Source organism: Bacillus cereus group sp. MYBK195-1 (assembly GCF_051916605.1).
In the GTDB taxonomy this organism is placed as follows: domain Bacteria; phylum Bacillota; class Bacilli; order Bacillales; family Bacillaceae_G; genus Bacillus_A; species Bacillus_A cereus.
Genome location: NZ_JBQAGZ010000010.1, coordinates 52,824 through 71,592, shown reverse-complemented (window position 1 = coordinate 71,592; position 18,769 = coordinate 52,824). Strand labels below are relative to the sequence as shown.

Here is an 18,769-nt window from a genome sequence, read left to right as displayed (position 1 = left end):
TCGCGTTCTTTTTATTCTTCTTCGTTTACGTGTTCAAACGCTTGCTCGAAGATATGAATTACGTGCTGGTCAGCTAACGAATAGTAAACAACCTTTCCTTCTTTACGATTCTTCACAAGTTTCGCTTGCTTTAACACACGAAGCTGATGCGAAATAGATGATTGTGTCATTCCTAATAAATAAGCTAAATCACAAACGCACATTTCAGCTTCAAATAGCGCATGTAATATTCTCGTACGTGTACGGTCACCTAATACTTTAAATAGTTCTGCTACTTTACTTAAACTTTCATCAGTTGGAATTGTTTGTTTTACTTGCTCTACAACTTCTTCATGAATTATCGTTTGAGAACATGTCTCTTGTGGTGTTTCTACTTTATTTCCAGCCATTATAGCTCACCTCTTTAATTGAACATATGAACAATCATTCATATATCTTATACTCTTATTATATGAGCGCCTACTCATATGTGTCAACGAAATCTGAATTTTTTTTATGAACATTCCGTTCACATTTTAATAAGTCGTATACATATTTTCCGCACCCTCTATATTCTCATACAAAAAAAGGATGTACAATTCGCGCACCCCTTTTTACTTACTTTTCATTTTTTACCGCATCCACAATTAAAGAAACAAATCCTAACTGATTATCCCGATTTCTATGGTCAAAACGTTTCGAACGATAAATAAATCCATCTTTCTCATTCCAATCATTATAGTGAAACTTACCATTCTCATCACAGTATTCTAAGAGCCTCACTTGAAAACCTGCTGATTCAAACATGGATGTGATTGTTTTATAGTTATGAACAATTTTATGACTTGCTGCAGGATGATCTAATGGACCAGGTCCACCTACTTGTACCCCTTGCTGATATTCTTCATCTGGAAAAAATGCATCTGGTACTGCACAACGAATATATCCATTCTCCATTAAAAACTCATAACAAATTTTTGCAGCTTCAATTCCTTCTTCATATGATAAATGCTCCCATACATGTTCTGCCAAAATTACTGATAAAGAATTAAGTTGAAATTTATCCCGCCAAGTTTCTCTCCGTAATAAATTTAATTCTTCTTCATTCGTATGTAACCAACCAGGGTTATTATTATAACCCTCTGCTCCAACAACAACTTTTGTTTCTTCCATTTTGCTCCCACCCTTTTTTCATATTTCGACATAAAAATTCAACAAAGTAATATACATTCCCTTTATTTCAACAAAAGAAAAAGCCTTGCGCGCTCCCTAGACGCACAAGGCTTACTGTGTTTATATCCCTTTAATTAGCTTGTTCTAAATTATCCTGCGAACTTCCATCGTCTTTTAAATGACTATGTTTTTTCGAATAAACAAAGTATACAACTACTCCGATTGCTAACCAAGCACCGAAGTACATCCATGTTTTTAATGGTAGGTTTACCATTAAAAATAGACAACATACAATTGAAATAATCGGCAAGATCGGTACAAGTGGTACCATAAATCCACGTTGTAATTTTGGATGTGTTTTACGAAGAATAATAACTGACACACCAACCATCGCAAATGTTAACAACGCTCCAATATTCGCTAAATTCGACAATTCTTTTAAATCGATAAATCCAGCAATTAAAGCACTACCAATTCCTGTTAACCAAACTGTAAATGTTGGCGCTTCTGTCTTTTTATTAATTTTCGCGAAAGATTCTGGCAATAAACCGTCACGGCTCATCGCGAAGAATACACGTGTCGTTGCATAAATGTAAGCAAAAATTACTGCCATAATACCAATTACAGCTCCAATTGCGATTATACCAGCTACTTTATCTTGTCCCACAACTTCTAACACATACGCCATCGCTTCCGGTACATCTAGCTCTTTATAAGAAACCATACCGGTCATAACGAGACAAACTACAACATAAATGATTGTACAAATGACTAACGAAGCGATAATACCAATCGGTAGATCACGTTGCGGATTTTTCACCTCTTCAGCAGAAGTTGCTAATGCATCAAATCCTAAGAAAGCAAAGAATACTGCTGCTCCCCCCGCGAAAACTCCACTTAAACCGTACGGTGCAAATGGTATCCAGTTTTCTGGTTTCACGTAGAATACACCAACTGCAATGAATAAAACAACGATACCAATTTTAATTAATACCATTATGTTATTCACGCGTTTACTTTCTTTCGTACCTCTTGATAATAACCAAGTTATAACTAATGTAACGATAACTGCTGGTAAATTCACCATACCACCTTGAGACGGAATCGTTAGCAGTGCTTTTGGAATTTCAAGCCCTAATCCACTCACTAAGTTATGGAAGTAACCAGTCCATCCGCCAGCTACTGCGGCAGTCGTTACAACATATACGGATAGTAATGTCCATCCCATTAAATGAGCTACAAACTCGCCAATTGTTGCATATGAGTATGTGTACACACTACCTGAAACAGGAAGTGTAGAAGCAACCTCTGCGTAACATAATGCTGCAAATCCACAAACGATGGCTGCAATCATGAATGAAAAAATAACTGCTGGACCAGCATCTCTTGCTGCTACTAATCCAGTTAATACTAGAACTCCTGTACCAATTATCGCACCAATCCCTAGCATTGTTAGGTCAAATGCCCCTAGCGTTTTCGTCAAAGTTTTACTTTTACTTTCCCCTAACAATTGCGTAACGGATTTCTTTTTAAATAGGTTGGCCACGATGTATGCCCCCTTTTGCCAAGAAGAGCTAAGAGATCTTCACTCTTAGCTCTTATCATGTTGTTTTATATATTGTTCGATTTTGTTTTGTATAATGCTTCTATTAGCAAGATACTGTTTCTGCTTCTAATAATTCTTTAGCACCTTTGTACTCTACACCGTGAGCTTCTGCAACTGCTTCAAATGTTACATAGCCATCTAATGTGTTAATACCTTTTAATAGTGCCGTGTTGCATAGGCAAGCTTCTTTGTAGCCTTTGTTAGCAATTTGTACTGCATATGGTACTGTTACGTTTGTTAATGCAAGAGTTGATGTACGTGGAACCGCACCTGGCATGTTTGCAACTGCATAATGAACAACGCCGTGTTTTTCATAAGTTGGGTTATCATGAGTTGTAATACGATCAGTTGTTTCGAAAATACCACCTTGGTCAATCGCGATATCTACAACAACAGAACCTGGTTCCATTGATTTAATCATTTCTTCTGTTACAAGTTTTGGAGCTTTTGCACCTGGGATTAATACTGCACCGATTACAAGATCAGACTCTTTAACAGCTTCTGCAATATTGTAAGGATTAGACATTAAAGTTTTTACTTGGTTTCCGAAAATGTCATCTAATTGACGAAGACGTTCTGCGCTTAAGTCGATGATTGTTACATCCGCACCTAGTCCAACTGCAATTTTAGCAGCATTTGTACCAGCTTGTCCACCACCGATGATTGTTACTTTACCACGTTTAACCCCTGGAACACCTGCAAGTAAGATACCTTTACCGCCTTTGTTTTTCTCAAGGAATTGTGCACCAATTTGTGCAGCCATACGACCAGCTACTTCACTCATAGGTGCAAGTAATGGTAATGAACGATTTTCTAATTGTACTGTTTCATATGCAATAGAAACAACTTTTTTCTCGATTAAAGCTTTTGTTAATTCTGGCTCTGGAGCTAAGTGTAAGTATGTGAATAAGATTAAGCCTTCACTGAAGTGTTTGTATTCGCTTTCAATTGGTTCTTTAACTTTCATAACCATTTCCATGTTCCAAGCTTCTTCAGCTGTATCAACAATTTTTGCTCCCGCTTCAACATACTGAGCGTCTGTGAAACCAGACCCTAAACCTGCACCCTTTTGAATGAATACTTCGTGATTGTTACGAATTAAATGTACAACACCTGCTGGTGTCATTGCCACACGGTTTTCGTTGTTTTTAATTTCTGCTGGTACCCCAATACGCATAATGAAATGCCCCCTTATAATTAACAGAAAAAAGAGATTCTTTTTTCTTTTTGTAATAATTAATAACTTATGTCCTTATTCTAGCATAACTTAAAAGTTATGAAAACGCTAACATACCATTTTTATAAAGTTTATATATTTAGAATAGTGTAAATATATAAAACATTGATTCTATTGGGGGTTTCGTGACATTTCATTATCTATCACTCTATTTTTATTATACCTCTTCAAAATAAACAGCAACCTTTTATTATTTGACAATAATTTAACAATGTAAGAAACCTAAGCGATAACGTATACATATACAGTTATTATTTTACTCAATACTTTAGAGATATATTCTTTTCAAAAAAAAACAGCTGCTAGCATTTAGCTAGCAGCTGGGTAACTTATAAATAACTTAGAAAATAAATCATCTGTCGTTTCAGTAATTTTATCAAACAGATCACTTTCTTCCGCTTCTTGCTCTTTTAACATCTTAATTGTTTCACGTGCATCTTCAGGGTAATCGGTTATGATACCATCTACGTTCAACTTATAATATGCCTTTAAATTTTCCATATCATTTACTGTCCATACGTAAATTGGTTTGTTTAACTTCCTTGCTTCTTTTACTAATTTCTTATTTAACATATATTCTTCTGCTACGTAAAAGTCAGCCTTCACATTCTTTAAGTTAGCTCTACTTGCATACAATATATACCCTACTTTTATATCTGGATTTGCACGCTTAAACTCTTTAATAAGTGGATAGTGTAACGTTTGAATTACACATTGCTTCTCAAATTCATTATCTTTAATCGTTTTTAAGACTTTGTTTACAAAATCTTTTTCGCCCCCATGAAGCTTCACTTCTATATTAAGTTTGATTTTGCCATTTGCTAGCTTAATGATTTCATCAAGTGTACTTATTTGTCCTGAAAGTCCATCTTGACTAAGGGTAAGCTGCCTTAACTCAGCCATCGTTAAATCTGACACATGCACATTGGCATTTGCGAGACGTTTCAGCTTCAAATCATGTATAACCGCTAGTTCACCGTCTTTCGTTTGTAATACATCTATTTCAGCGTAGTCTGCTTTTGCATCAATAGCACCTTGCACAGCTTCTTTCGTATTTTCTACACCTTTTGATATATACCCGCGGTGCGCCATAATAATCGGTTCTTTATATGAATTTGAAATAAACGTTACAATGAAAGCAACGACCATTCCGGCAGTAATAATTCCTACAATGTATACGCCAATGAATTTCCAACGATGTTTTTGGAAGAAACATTTATCTGCTTTCGTTTTCGAATAATCTAATCCTTCTTCTAATAAAACATCCTCAACCGGTACCTTTTGTAAGTATAATCGCGTAATCGCCATAATATAAAATGGCGTCACGATAAAGCTGAATAAATACAATGTGCTCGTTAAAAATACAGAAATCGTTGATTCAGCTAATAATGCAAATGTTCCTTTCGGGTTTGTAAATTCATAAACACCCCATAGGCACAATAAATATATTCCCAAAAACACGACATATACAATTCCAATTGAAATAAAAAATCCTACTAAAAAGAATAGTACTTTAAAAAAGCTTTCCTTTACTAAAGTTGCACTTTTACGTGCTGCCACGCGAAATGGTTTTTGCTCTAAAACAACAATGGGTAGAACGAAAATCCATCGAAGATTCAAATACGCGACTACAGCAAAGAACGTGTAATAACCAACTTGTCCCATCGTTGTCTTAAACAGTTCTCCTGTAATAAAGTTAGGAATTTGAATTTGCGGGATTAACGCCGTTTCATATCCCATATTTAAAAGAGGCAACAATACGACAGCATATAAAATAAATCCTGGTAAGCAATATGTGAAAAGAGTAGGTAAATACGTTACCGTTTTATATAAAATCGGACGTAATTTCACCTTCTGTCTTTTATGAGCGAAATACGAAATAATAATAAGCACCGCAAATTCTGTAAAGATAAGAAACAGTGCTAACAATGATAAAATTACGATTGCTAAGATGCCATAAGGCGTCTTTAAAAACGCTAATAATTCATCATTTGTCGCATTTGCATAACCAGCAAAATACAATAACTTATTAAAAATGATTCCAAATAGTGGAACAAACACAATCGCTGCTAATAATTTATAAGCAAGTTGAAAAGTTAATACATTCCAAAAAGCAAATTTAACTGTTTGAAAGGAATGTCTCATTACTCCTGGTATAGATAGTTTTTTACGGTGTTGCATATATTCCTCCAAATTCTAAAACGGTATTTGAGATGGATTCCATATTTCAAGTTCTAATCCATCTTTTTAATAATAATATATTCCGCTTAACATGAACACTCTTATACATATAATGAAAAAAGTGATGGCTACTTCCCATCACTTTTTCATTTATTCTATTTTTTCTCTAGGCCTTGTCCAAATGCTTTCAAGAAGCTAAAACCGAATGTAATAGCTCTATTGATATCTGGATCTTTTAATACTTTAAAGAAATCCATTACTTTTGTTTTTTTACCACTATTTAATTCATCTGTTGCAAATTGCAATCCTGTAACTAAACTTGATGTAATTTGCTTCGTTATTTCTGGATCAACTGAAGATAACGCTTCTCCTGCCCCCATCATATTGTTGAGTGCATTTTTAACTGGTTCACGATTTAATTGCTCCACAGCGATTTTTGAAACATCTTCCTTCGCAGCAAGTAAACTAATTGCTGCATCTAATATACCAGCCTTCTGCAACTGTGCTAAAAGCTGCATCGTTTCTTCTACTGCTTCACGATTATTAGATAACTCATTTAGAAGTTCATCTGCTACTTGCTGTTTCTGTTCTTCCTCTGTTACAACTTTCTTTTTAATTACAGTAATTTCTTTCGCCACTATCTCCGCCCCCTAGTCCACAAGTGATACGTATTGTTTTCTTTGCCATTTTTGCTGGATTTCAACACCATTTTGCGGATTACGCTTTTTATCTCTCGGGTTTGAAGATGGTAACGGACGATTCCCTTTTTCACGTAGTACACGCATCTTTACCATCGTTTGTTTATACGCTGGTGTACACGTATAAAGATCTGTCGCCGTTCCAGTTAAAATATTGATTGCCTCTTCATTTACCGTTGCATGCATCGGTAAATATAGCTCTTTCCCCGTTACACGATCTGTAACAAGTGCCTGTACTTTAATTTTCCCAAATGGTGATGCTAATTCTACAAGACCACCATCTTTCACATTGCGCTCTAGGGCAAGTTCCGGGGAGATTTCAACGAACACTTCAGATACTTTAGATAAAATACCAGCCGATTTATTCGTCATATTTCCTTCATGGAAATGTTCTAACATACGTCCATTATTTAAAAGTAAATCATACTCATCTGGCGCTACAACTGGTGGTATCCATTCATCTAATGATAGACGAGCTAGTTTATCCGGGAAGTTAAATCCGTCCACATATAATAGCGGTGTATCGCTACCATCATGGCTACCCCAACATAAACTATTCCATCCTTCTAAACGATCGTATGTTGCCTGAGAATATAAAGGTGCAAGTGACGCGATTTCATCCATGATTTCACTTGGATTTTCATAATTCCAGTCCCCGCCAAGTGCACGAGCTACTTTTTGTAAAATCCACCAGTCTGGCTTTGAATCACCAAGCGGCTTCAATACTTCATATAATCTTTGAATACGGCGCTCTGTATTCGTAAATGTTCCCTCTTTTTCTAAGCTTGGTGCTGCCGGTAAAATAACATCAGCAAAACGAGCTGTTTTCGATAAGAACATATCTTGAACAACAAGGAAATCTAAATTCGCTAAAATATGTTGTACATGGTTGGCATTCGAATCTACTAAAGCCATTTCTTCACCCATAACATACATACCACGCAGTTTTCCTTCATCTGCCGCAAGTAACATTGCAATATTATTTAAGCCTGGTGCTTTCGGAATTGTAGTACCGTATGCTTTTTCAAATTTCGCACGGAGCGCATCATCTGAAACTGCTTGGTAACCTGGAAGCCAGTTTGGTAATGTTGCCATATCACAAGCGCCTTGTACGTTATTATGTCCGCGTAATGGGTATGCTCCTGCACCAGGACGACGATAGTTACCCGTAACAAGCAATAGATTTGAAATTGCTGCTGAAGTTGTACTTCCTCCAGTATTTTGAGTTACACCCATTCCCCAAAGTACACAAGTACCATCTGCTTCATATACCATACGAGCCATTTCTTTCAGATTTTCTTTCGAAATCCCCGTGATTTCTTCTGTATAATCAAGCGTATACTTTTCTACCATTTTGCTATATTCATCAAAATTCTTCACATTTTCAGCTATGAACTTTTTATCGTGCCAATCTTGATCAATAATATATTTCGTAATACCAGCGAGCCATACGTAATCAGTTCCTTGGCGCGGATGAATGAATAAATCCGCACGCTCTGCCATTTCATGTTTACGAAGGTCTGCCACAATTAATTTTTGGTCATGTAATTTATGTGCACGTTTTACACGCGTTGCAAGTACAGGATGTCCTTCTGTTGGATTTGCTCCAACGATAATGACAAGGCCTGCTTCCGCAATATCTTTCACTGTTCCAGCGTCCCCGCCCATACCGACAGTTTTAAATAAACCGTCTGTTGCTGGAGATTGACAATAACGGGAACAGTTGTCTACATTATTCGTTCCATATATTTGACGGGCTAGTTTTTGCATAAGATAATTTTCTTCATTCGTTACTTTCGAAGAAGAAATAAATCCAAATGCATCACTTCCATATTCTGATTTAATATGCTGCATATTGGATGCAACAACTTCAAGAGCCTCTTCCCATGAAGCTTCAACAAACATATCTCCTTGGCGAATTAATGGCTTCGTAATGCGATCTTCACTGTTTACAAAATCCCATCCAAATTTGCCTTTTACACATGTGGAAATACCGTTAACCGGCGCATCTGAAACAGGCTGTACTTTCAAAATGTGGCGGTCTTTCGTCCATACTTCAAATGAACAACCTACACCACAAAATGTACAAACTGTTTTTGTTTTATTCACTTTCGTCTTACGCATCGCAGCCTCTACTTCTGAAACTGCTAAAATACTACTATATCCAGGTTCTACATCCTTTACAAAATCAATCATCGGATCTAACACATCCGGTTTCAATCCTGTCATGAATCCAGCTTCACCCAGCATTGTTTTTTCCATTAACGCATTACATGGACATACTGTTACACACTGCCCACAACTTACACAAGATGAGTCATTTATACTTACACCATTGTCCCATATAACACGTGGACGGTCTAAGCTCCAATCAATCGATATAGTTTCATTCACTTGTAAGTTTTGACATACTTCTACACACTGCCCACAAGCAATACATTGATTTGGATCATATCGATAAAATGGATGTGACATATCCACTTCACACGCACTTACTTTCGGCTCATACGGATATTTCTGTTCCTCAATTCCCATCATATGTACTGTATTGTGGACTTTACAGTTACCATTATTGTTATCACAAACAGTACAATACAATAAATGATTCTCTAATATCCGATCCATTGCCTCAGTCTGTGCCTCTTTTGCACGCTGGGACTGTCTTTCAATATGCATACCATTCTCTAATTTCGTTGAACAAGCACGCATTAACTTCCCATTTACTTCTACAATACACGTATCACAAGTTTGAATTGGATCTACTTCTGGTACATGACAAATTTGAGGATGTTCCAAATTACTCTCGTTAAATAATTGTAGTATCGTCTTTTCACCTGATGCAGAAAATTCTTTACCATCGACGGTTACACGGACTGTCTGTTCTGCCATAGTTTCCCCTCTCCTTACAACCAACTGTACAACACAATTATGAATCCGTTTTCAAAATCGCATTACTGTACATATTTTTGAAACGCTCTACCCAAATACTTTCTTATGAAGTCGATTCTAGATGTTATAAGGTATAACTACGAAAGCTTGAAATTATCACTATTCTACAGTTCTATTATATCGTACATATACAATAATAACCAAAATAATCTGTGATCTTCTTGTTAATAGGTGTTTTTATTTTTTCCATTGTTTTATGATAAATGTGGGAGAGAAATACATATAAAAGGGGAATTTAATATGGGGCCTACGCAAGAGACTTATACAATTGTACGCTATCAATCTGGTACATTTTCAAAACAGCTTGATGAGATTGTTACAGAATCTCCTATTACTATTAAGTTGAATGGTGAAGAATATGTAACAGTCGTATGCACACCAAATTATATTGAAGATATGGTAATTGGTTTTTTAATTTCTGAGGGGATTATTTCTTCCTATAAAGATGTTGAAGAACTATGGGTTCAAAAAGATAACGGAATTGTCCATGTAAAATCATCAAAAGTGAATCCGCTCTATCAAACTTTATATAATAAACGATACATCACTTCTTGCTGCGGAAAAGGTAGACAAGGTTTTATTTTCGTAAACGACGCAGCAAAAGCAAAAGACTTACATGATATACATGTAAAAATTACTCCTGAAGAATGCTTTCACTTAATGAATACCTTGCAACAATCTTCTACTACATTTCGCCAAACTGGCGGTGTTCACAATACCGCGCTATGTGATCGAAACAATATCCTCCTATCAAGAATGGATATTGGAAGACATAATGCATTAGATAAAATATATGGTCATTGTTTGCGTAACAATATATCCATTAAAGGAAAAATCATCGCATTTAGCGGACGTATTTCATCCGAAATTTTACTCAAAGTTTCAAAAATCGGATGTGAAATTGTTCTATCTAAATCCGCTCCAACAAAACTGGCATTGCAACTTGCCCATGATTTAGGCATTACAGTCGTAGGGTTTATTAGAAATGAATCTTGTAATATTTACACACATCCAAAACGAATTGATGGCTATCAATCCAATGTTTAAAAAATAACTCCTCAATCGAGGAGTTATTTTAGTTATAAAAATGTAACATATTAAACACTTGAATAGTTAACAAAGTTAATATATAATTTCATTACATAATTAAAACAAAACATTGTAGCATATATCTTTTCATTCTTTTACAAATTAAAAGAGAATACTAACAAAACATATACTCAATCTTATAAAAGTAATGGATTTATTTGAAATCCACCAGGGAGGTTACAACTATGGAAATTCGCTTATTAACAACAGAGGACGCAGAAATATATTTAAAAGTTTGTATGGAAGGTTTAACGAAGAATCCGGAAGCTTTTAGCTCTTCTTATGAAGATGTTCTTAAACATGAAAATCCTGTGGCTGCTATGGCTAAACGATTAAGCAATCCGGATAAGTATACTCTAGGTGTCTTCAAAGATAATGATTTAATTGGTATCGCTACTTTAGAAACAAAACCATTTATTAAACAAGAACATAAAGCAAAAATTGGCTCCGTTTTTGTTTCCCCAAAAGCACGTGGTCTCGGAGCAGGACGAGCTCTAATTAAAGCAATTATTGAAAATGCCGATAAATTACATGTAGAACAACTCATGCTTGATGTTGTAGTTGGTAACGTTGGTGCAAAAAAATTATATGAGTCATTAGGTTTCCAAACTTACGGCGTACAAGAGCGTTCATTAAAACACAATGGTCAATATTGGGACGAGGAACATATGGTTTTGTTCTTAAATGATTAATACTTCAATATAAAGTGAAACTTTACTCAGTGTTTTTTTTCCATCCCCTACTGAGTATTAGTTGAACCAATCGGGCTTTTACGGGCAGTTATCGCCCACCTAACTCCCTCGCATTCGCTGAATTTTAAGGTGGGAGTTACTGCCCACAAATAGCGGGGTAGTTTTCCAAAAACATCTTTCTTAATAAGAAAGATGTTTTTTTGCATTACAACAATGTAATCTTCATGTCACCTTTATCGATCGTACCAATCCTTACCATTCATTATACTAAAAATATAAAGTGAAACTTTACTCAGTGGGGAACTACATCCCACGCTGATCGCATGTACTTGATATGCAGAGGAGAATGTGATATGAAACAAAACAAACGAGCTATGCTTTTAATATTTACTACAGCAATTGTAACTTCTGGGTTAGCAATTTTACCTTGGTTTATCATATAGGAATACTCCCCTAACAATGAAAAAAGCTGATTGCTCCTTAAGAAGCAATCAGCTTTTTTATATTATAAAATCCCCAAAATTTTATTTACGCAACTTATAATAATAATCATAGATACGGCAACACACATGACAACCGTATTACGATCTTGCTTTTCTTTTTTTGAAATTTCTTCTTTTGAATTCATGTGTATGATCTCCTTTTAAAAAAAGTGTGAGATAGGAAATTTTTCTTATCCGATGCGAGGTGAATACGAAAACCCTCTCTATCTCACATACACAATAGAATGGAATTGTCATTTTATAAATAAAATGACATGACGTTATGTCGCAACATAGGGTATTTTGTGTCGCTACGTTTTCTATTATAAAAAATAGTTGTGCAAAACTAGTGCATTTTTTATGTCAATTACTCTGAGCGAAAAATAACTCTTCCACTCAATCACATAAAAAGAGTTTTTTATTATTTTCATGTAAACTATACAAGTAGAATGAACAGTTTGGGGTGCACAAGATTATGGTAAAAATTTTATTAGTAGACGATGAAGAACGTATGTTACGATTATTAGATCTGTTCTTAAGCCCTCGCGGCTATTTTTGCATGAAAGCTACCTCTGGCCTTGAAGCACTAAATTTAATCGAACAAAAAGAATTCGATATTATTTTATTAGATGTTATGATGCCAAATATGGATGGATGGGATACTTGCTATCAAATTCGTCAAATTTCCAATGTTCCTATCATTATGTTAACAGCTCGTAATCAAAACTACGATATGGTAAAAGGCCTCACGATGGGCGCAGATGATTATATTACAAAACCATTTGATGAGCATGTATTAGTCGCACGAATCGAGGCTATATTACGCCGTACAAAAAAAGATGGCTTTGTTAGTTTCAATGGTATTGAGTGGGATAAAACGAAACATACTGTCACAGTTTATGATGAAAAAATCTCATTAACTCCTATCGAATTTTCATTACTCGGACTATTTTTGCAAAATACAAACCGTGCTTATAGCCGAGATGATTTAATCGAAAAAATTTGGGGCTATGAAACAGATATCGAATATAGAACAATTGATTCACACATTCGTAATATCCGTGATAAACTACGCAAAAAAGGATTTCCAATTGAAGATTACTTAGAAACGGTCTATAAAGTCGGATATAAATGGAAAAGTGAATAATAACTTCGGTCAGTGGGAAATCGTATACCACTGACTCTTTATTATGAATAAGGTATGGTGAAAAAATGAGTAAACTTTCCCTTAAAATTGGGACATACTTTTTAATATTAGCTTTATGTATTGAAACAATTGCTTTCGTATCTTTTTATAAAAGCCTTTCAAAAATGCGTATTGTAGAGGAAACAGATGCTCTTTTAGAGAAAGGTAATCGCTATAGTAAAAAAATTAAAAGCCGCGAGAGACGGGATGAATATTATAAAGAAATGAAACACGCTGAACATAATAAAAGTCCTAAACGCCCTGTGTATCCTGAATTCGATATTACGAATGAGGCTGCACACTTAGTTGAATCGGAATCAATTTCTAACTCCGATATAGCTATCATTATTACTGACCATAACGGCAAAATTATTTCCACCTCAGAACCCGTAACAAAAGATATGCAAAAACAACTTACTTGTAAAACAGAAACTGTCCCAGACGGCGGATTGGTCGTTGAAAGGAACTGGAAAAAATCAAAGTTCATCACAACAGTAAGCCCACTTAACACAACAAAGTTTCAAGGAAAGCTATATATGCTATTAAAAACATCTTTCCTAGAAAATATGTTACTTAAACTCATGAACCAATTTCTTATCATTAGCGTTTTAACAATTATTTTAACAACAATTTCTGTCTTTGTTTTTTCACGCGTTATTACAGAACCACTTGTAAAAATGAAGAGAGCGACAGAAAAAATGTCAAAATTAAATAAGCCAATTCAATTAGGTATTAAACGGAATGATGAACTCGGAAGTTTAGCAAAAACAATTGAAGATTTATCGAGTGAACTTACGTATATGAAAAAAGAGCGCAATGAATTTCTCGCTAGTGTCGCTCATGAACTATTAACTCCATTGACCTATATGAAAGGTTATGCAAAGGTAGCAAAGAGAGACTCTTTAACAAAAGAGGAGCGAGAAGAATACTTACAAATCATTGAGGATGAAACGGATAGTGTAACCGATCTCGTCCAAGATTTATTTATGCTTGTACAATTAGAACAACACCAATTTGTTATAAAAAAACAAAAAGTGCTTCTTCAGCCATTTTTAGAACGAATGGTTGAAAAAACAAAAACAACATTAACGAATAAGCAAATGCAACTTCATGTATATTGCAAAGATGATTTAGAAGTTTGTATAGACGAAAGACGTATGGAACAAGTTATGTTAAATTTATTACACAACGCTTATCAACATTCGCCAGAAAACACATCCATTACGATACGTGTACTCATGGAAACAGATTCTTTTACAATAAGTGTACAAGATGAAGGTGAAGGTATTCCTGAAGAAGATATCCCGCATATTTTTGACCGTTTTTATCGTGTTGATAAATCTAGAACACGAGCTACAGGCGGAAAAGGCATCGGGCTAGCTGTTGCAAAGGAAATTGTAGAATTGCATAACGGTTCTATTCTAGTAACAAGCCAATTAGGAGCGGGAACAAACTTTATAATCAAGCTACCTTTTGAATAATATGCGTGTGAAAACACCAGTAGTAGTAAACACTACTGGTGTTATTTTGTTCATAAAAACAGCTCATATAAGCTAAGCTTTTGAAATTATTCTTATTTCAATATAAAATAAAGGTACATTTGCAAAGATTTGGAGGGTGATATAATTGGATATCCATGTATTAACAAAAGACGAAGCAGAAATTTACTTAGAACTTCGCGTAGAAGGATTAAAGCAAAACCCTGAAGCATTCAGCTCTTCTTATGAAGATATTATTAATAAAGAGTGTGCGATTGAATATAAAGCACAAAAATTAGCACAAGATGAAAACTATACGCTAGGTGCATTTAAAGATGGAAAATTAATCGGGGTTGCAACACTGGAAACGAAACCATATGTAAAACAAGAACATAAAGCTAAAATCGGTTCTGTATATGTATCTCCAAAAGCACGCGGACTTGGAGCAGGAAAAGCACTTATTAAAGAATGTCTTGAGCTTGCTAAATCTTTAGAAGTAGAACAAGTTATGCTTGATGTTGTTGTTGGCAACGATGGAGCGAAAAAACTTTATGAATCATTAGGTTTTAAAACATTCGGTGTACAAGAACGTTCATTAAAATATAACGGACAATATTGGGACGAAGAGCATATGGTCTTATTCTTAGATGAAAATAAATAATAAAAAACATCCTCATGTTTGGAGGATGTTTTTTACTTTCTTGTAAACCATGCCGTGTGTAATAATTGAATCGCTTTCGCAATCTCTTCCTCTGATAATATCGCAAACCCAAGTAAAACTACACTCTCAGGCGCCGTACCGTCTTTATAGTACGTAGACACAGGATATATTTTAATACTATATTTCGCAGCTTCTTGAATTAATTCTTCTTCCTGCATTCCATTATGCACTTTTAATAAAATGTGTAATCCGGAATCTTCTCCTATCACTTCAACACGATTAGAGAAATACTTCTCTATTTCAAAAACAAGTCTATCTCTCTTCTTTCGGTAGACAACACGCATTTTATGAATATGTTTTTCCCAATATCCTTCATTTAAAAATCTTCTAATCACTTCTTGATCTATTCTTGAAACACTTTGTGTGTAAAATAAATATTGCTGTTGATACTTTTTAATTAATTTCTTCGGCAACACCATATAGCTCATCCGTAGCGATGGCAATAATGCTTTAGATAGCGTCCCCATATAAATAACTTTCCCCTCTGTATCTAACCCTTGCAGCGCCGGTATAGGCTTTCCAGAATAGCGAAATTCACTATCATAATCATCTTCAATAATATACCTGCTCTCTTCTTTCTTTGCCCATTGTAAAAGCTGCATCCTTCTCGTAATAGGCATAATCATTCCAGATGGAAACTGATGGGAAGGTGTAACAAATACAACATTCGCATTGCTATTTTCTAAATCTGCAATACAAATTCCATCTCTATCTAAAGTTAACATTTTGACTCTTGCTTCTCCCTGTTCAAAAACAACCATCTTCCTATGATACCCTGGGTTTTCAACTGCATAATTGCTTTCCTTTAACAATTGAAACAATAGTTTCACTAATATTTGTGTTCCCGCTCCTAATACAATTTGACTAGCTGAACAACGCACACCTCTAGATTCATACAAATAATTCGTAATCTCTTCTCTTAAGCTTGCTTCCCCTTGAGGGTGTCCTAGAAAGAGAAGTTCGTTATTATGCGGTTGCCATACTTCATTTACAATTTTCCGATACATATTAAATGGAAAAGCATTTGTATCAATTCCTGTTTGTGTAAAGTCAAATTTATAACGCTTCTCCTGAAACGGGACTTCTTCTATCCTCTCTTCGCTATCCTCTACATGAACCATTTGCTCAATCTTGCATACAAAATAACCTTTTCTCGATATCGATTCAATATAACCTTCTGCAAGTAATTGTTCGTAGGCTGCCTCTACTGTATTTTTACTTACTTGTAAATGTATCGCTAACTTTCGCTTAGCCGGTAATTTCGTAAAAGGGACAATCGATCCATCTTTAATCTCTTTTTTTATATACTCATACAATTGCACATATAATGCCTTTTTACTATTCACATTTAAATTAGGCGTTAATTCTAACATAATATCTGACCCCTTAATAAAACTAAAATCTGATACTTTTTACAGTACCAGATTTTATATATAATTCCTTTTATCATGTCACACATCAAAAATCAAATACCGGAGAGGAGAAACATGATAATGAACAATGGTAGACGTATCGGACTCATTATGATTATTACAGGGGCTACATTATGGGGATTATCTGGTCCAATGATTCAGTGGCTATTTCAGCATACTAATGTATCCTCAATTGATTTTTTAACAATTCGATTGTTACTTGCAGGAATATTTATTTTGTCTTTCTTACTTATAAAGAAACAAAACATATTTCAAATTTGGAAACACCCTAGATATTCTATACAACTTATTATTTTCTCTATTCTCGGCATGCTTGGTGCGCAATACGCCTTTATCGAAACGGTTCATATTAGTAACGCGGTCACAGCAACGCTATTTCAATTTCTAGGTCCTGTTCTTATTACCATGTATGTTGCATTTGAACAAAGAAAATTCCCTGCTTCCATGCAACTATTCGCAATTATAGCCGCGCTAATAGGAACATACTTTATTATTACAAATGGCTCAATTGAAAATATTATTTTATCTAAAGAAGCTATTATTTTTGGACTATTAACAGCAATTGGATTTGCATTTTATACCCTTCATCCAGCTTCGCTTATTAAAGCATGCGGAACAACTATAGTAATTGGTTGGGGGATGTTAATCGGAGGAATTGCACTACTTATTTATAATCATTCATTCGGGTGGAATCAATTTTCACAAACCTTTACACTAAAAACTTTTTCTATGCTTATTCTTATCATTATTAGTGGTACCCTTTCTTTCCTTCTGTATATCGGTAGTCTTAAATATTTAGCAGCAACAGAAACAAGCATTTTATCTAGCATTGAACCCCTTGTAGCTGCCATCGTTTCAATCACTTGGCTAAGTGAATCTTTTGGAGCATATCAATTATTAGGCGGCATATGTATCGTTCTATCCGTTATTTTTTTGACGATGCCCCAAAAAGAAACCGAACCAACCTATACAACGGAACAAATATAAAATGAAACTTTAATTAGTGGGGCTATCTCCCACTGATTATTAACCTACACCAATCGGGCTTTTACGGGATACAAAATGTCAAAAGAGGTCGTACAAAACTTACGACCTCTTTTGACATTTTAAAGGAATTGTCCCGCCTTCTAGCAAATACAATTACACTAACAATAAAAACTAGGAGTGTGGCACCATGAAAAAAATCGGAACTATGCTACTTCTCTCCTTCCTCATCACTGGATGCACACAAGCACAACCTGATTCAAAAGCATCTAAAACTGAAGCTGTCGCAACGTCCAATCAAGTGAACGCACCTTCCTTCTTTCATCTTAGTGTTTTAAAAGATGTAAATTGGGAAGAAGCACCCTCATTCATAGACGGAAAAATACCTTTAAAAGGCATCGAAGGAAAAATCGCAATGGCTGATAGTCCTATTATCGCAAATGAACAAAATGAAATAATGTGGTACTTTCTAGATTCTGAAATACCAACTGGAAAATTGTCTATTATTGCGCTAAAACAAGGATCTGTAACGCCAACACCAGTACTCTTTCAAAAAGAAATTTCCAAACAAACTTGGACTACTTCAAATACAATCAATTCTACTACAAGCGAACTCCCTCTCGCTATGTCACTACCTTCATCTGGATTATGGTTATTAAATATATATGTGAATGAAAAATATTATGATCAGTTTGTAATCACCGCTGAGTAAAGTGACAAAAATAAACCACTTTCTTACAACAATGTAATTTCTACGTCATGTACTTCGATAGTTGAATTATCTCTCTTCTCTTATACTTAAAGTAAGAAATGAATGAGGAGAGATGAGAGATGAAAAAAATGATAGAAGTAATCGTAGCAATAACTGAGGTTTTAGTGAA

The 18,769-nt window shown here is 35.0% G+C and carries 16 protein-coding genes; 7 read left to right on the top strand and 9 right to left on the bottom strand.

Annotated features, from left to right (window positions below):
• Positions 1 to 11: 11 nt before the first annotated feature.
• From ACTFRY_RS26655 to fdhF, 7 genes are all read right to left on the bottom strand, one after another.
• Complete coding sequence (locus ACTFRY_RS26655; RefSeq protein ID WP_000918378.1) at positions 12 to 389, bottom strand: ArsR/SmtB family transcription factor; 378 nt, start codon at positions 387 to 389, stop codon at positions 12 to 14.
• A 208-nt stretch (positions 390 to 597) separates the two neighbouring features.
• Entirely contained in the window at positions 598 to 1,152 is a 555-nt protein-coding gene (locus tag ACTFRY_RS26650) for a class I SAM-dependent methyltransferase (protein WP_098616460.1), read from the bottom strand.
• A gap of 130 nt (positions 1,153 to 1,282) precedes the next feature.
• Positions 1,283 to 2,698: an amino acid permease gene (locus tag ACTFRY_RS26645; RefSeq protein WP_098616461.1), complete on the bottom strand. Its 1,416-nt coding sequence runs from the start codon at positions 2,696 to 2,698 to the stop codon at positions 1,283 to 1,285.
• Between the two features lie 103 nt (positions 2,699 to 2,801).
• Positions 2,802 to 3,935, bottom strand: a complete 1,134-nt coding sequence (gene ald / locus ACTFRY_RS26640; RefSeq protein ID WP_098616462.1) for an alanine dehydrogenase — start codon at positions 3,933 to 3,935, stop codon at positions 2,802 to 2,804.
• A gap of 369 nt (positions 3,936 to 4,304) precedes the next feature.
• The gene (locus ACTFRY_RS26635) at positions 4,305 to 6,176 is read right to left on the bottom strand and encodes a glycerophosphodiester phosphodiesterase (RefSeq protein ID WP_001164705.1); all 1,872 of its coding nucleotides are present in this window, start codon (positions 6,174 to 6,176) and stop codon (positions 4,305 to 4,307) included.
• A gap of 155 nt (positions 6,177 to 6,331) precedes the next feature.
• On the bottom strand, positions 6,332 to 6,814 hold the full coding sequence (locus tag ACTFRY_RS26630) for a DUF1641 domain-containing protein (RefSeq protein WP_001040540.1): 483 nt from the start codon (positions 6,812 to 6,814) through the stop codon (positions 6,332 to 6,334).
• Positions 6,815 to 6,826: 12 nt separating this feature from the next.
• Positions 6,827 to 9,763, bottom strand: coding sequence for a formate dehydrogenase subunit alpha (gene fdhF, locus ACTFRY_RS26625; protein WP_098616463.1), 2,937 nt, complete (start codon positions 9,761 to 9,763; stop codon positions 6,827 to 6,829).
• A gap of 300 nt (positions 9,764 to 10,063) precedes the next feature.
• On the opposite strand from fdhF, the gene fdhD reads away from it, so the two are divergent.
• Positions 10,064 to 10,870 (top strand): formate dehydrogenase accessory sulfurtransferase FdhD, encoded by an 807-nt coding sequence (gene fdhD, locus ACTFRY_RS26620; protein ID WP_098616464.1) that lies wholly within the window; start codon positions 10,064 to 10,066, stop codon positions 10,868 to 10,870.
• A gap of 227 nt (positions 10,871 to 11,097) precedes the next feature.
• Positions 11,098 to 11,604, top strand: coding sequence for a GNAT family N-acetyltransferase (locus ACTFRY_RS26615; protein ID WP_000405884.1), 507 nt, complete (start codon positions 11,098 to 11,100; stop codon positions 11,602 to 11,604).
• A gap of 505 nt (positions 11,605 to 12,109) precedes the next feature.
• Here ACTFRY_RS26615 and ACTFRY_RS26610 read toward each other — a convergent pair.
• Complete coding sequence (locus ACTFRY_RS26610; protein WP_001085005.1) at positions 12,110 to 12,232, bottom strand: hypothetical protein; 123 nt, start codon at positions 12,230 to 12,232, stop codon at positions 12,110 to 12,112.
• Positions 12,233 to 12,561: 329 nt separating this feature from the next.
• Here ACTFRY_RS26610 and ACTFRY_RS26605 point away from each other — a divergent pair, with 329 nt between their 5' ends.
• The 3 genes from ACTFRY_RS26605 (at position 12,562) to ACTFRY_RS26595 (ending at position 15,411) form a co-directional block, all read left to right on the top strand.
• A complete protein-coding gene (locus tag ACTFRY_RS26605; RefSeq protein ID WP_000238959.1) occupies positions 12,562 to 13,233 on the top strand; it encodes a response regulator transcription factor in 672 nt (223 codons plus the stop codon).
• Positions 13,234 to 13,298: 65 nt separating this feature from the next.
• Positions 13,299 to 14,753 (top strand): HAMP domain-containing sensor histidine kinase, encoded by a 1,455-nt coding sequence (locus ACTFRY_RS26600; RefSeq protein WP_000041027.1) that lies wholly within the window; start codon positions 13,299 to 13,301, stop codon positions 14,751 to 14,753.
• A 145-nt stretch (positions 14,754 to 14,898) separates the two neighbouring features.
• The gene (locus tag ACTFRY_RS26595) at positions 14,899 to 15,411 is read left to right on the top strand and encodes a GNAT family N-acetyltransferase (RefSeq protein ID WP_000351212.1); all 513 of its coding nucleotides are present in this window, start codon (positions 14,899 to 14,901) and stop codon (positions 15,409 to 15,411) included.
• A gap of 32 nt (positions 15,412 to 15,443) precedes the next feature.
• Here ACTFRY_RS26595 and pdxR read toward each other — a convergent pair whose 3' ends face one another.
• Entirely contained in the window at positions 15,444 to 16,844 is a 1,401-nt protein-coding gene (gene pdxR / locus ACTFRY_RS26590) for a MocR-like pyridoxine biosynthesis transcription factor PdxR (protein WP_098616465.1), read from the bottom strand.
• 120 nt (positions 16,845 to 16,964) lie between these two features.
• On the opposite strand from pdxR, the gene ACTFRY_RS26585 reads away from it, so the two are divergent.
• Positions 16,965 to 17,891 (top strand): DMT family transporter, encoded by a 927-nt coding sequence (locus ACTFRY_RS26585; RefSeq protein ID WP_098616466.1) that lies wholly within the window; start codon positions 16,965 to 16,967, stop codon positions 17,889 to 17,891.
• A gap of 187 nt (positions 17,892 to 18,078) precedes the next feature.
• The gene (locus tag ACTFRY_RS26580; protein ID WP_000719682.1) at positions 18,079 to 18,600 is read left to right on the top strand and encodes a DUF4871 domain-containing protein; all 522 of its coding nucleotides are present in this window, start codon (positions 18,079 to 18,081) and stop codon (positions 18,598 to 18,600) included.
• The last annotated feature ends 169 nt before the right edge of the window (positions 18,601 to 18,769 follow it).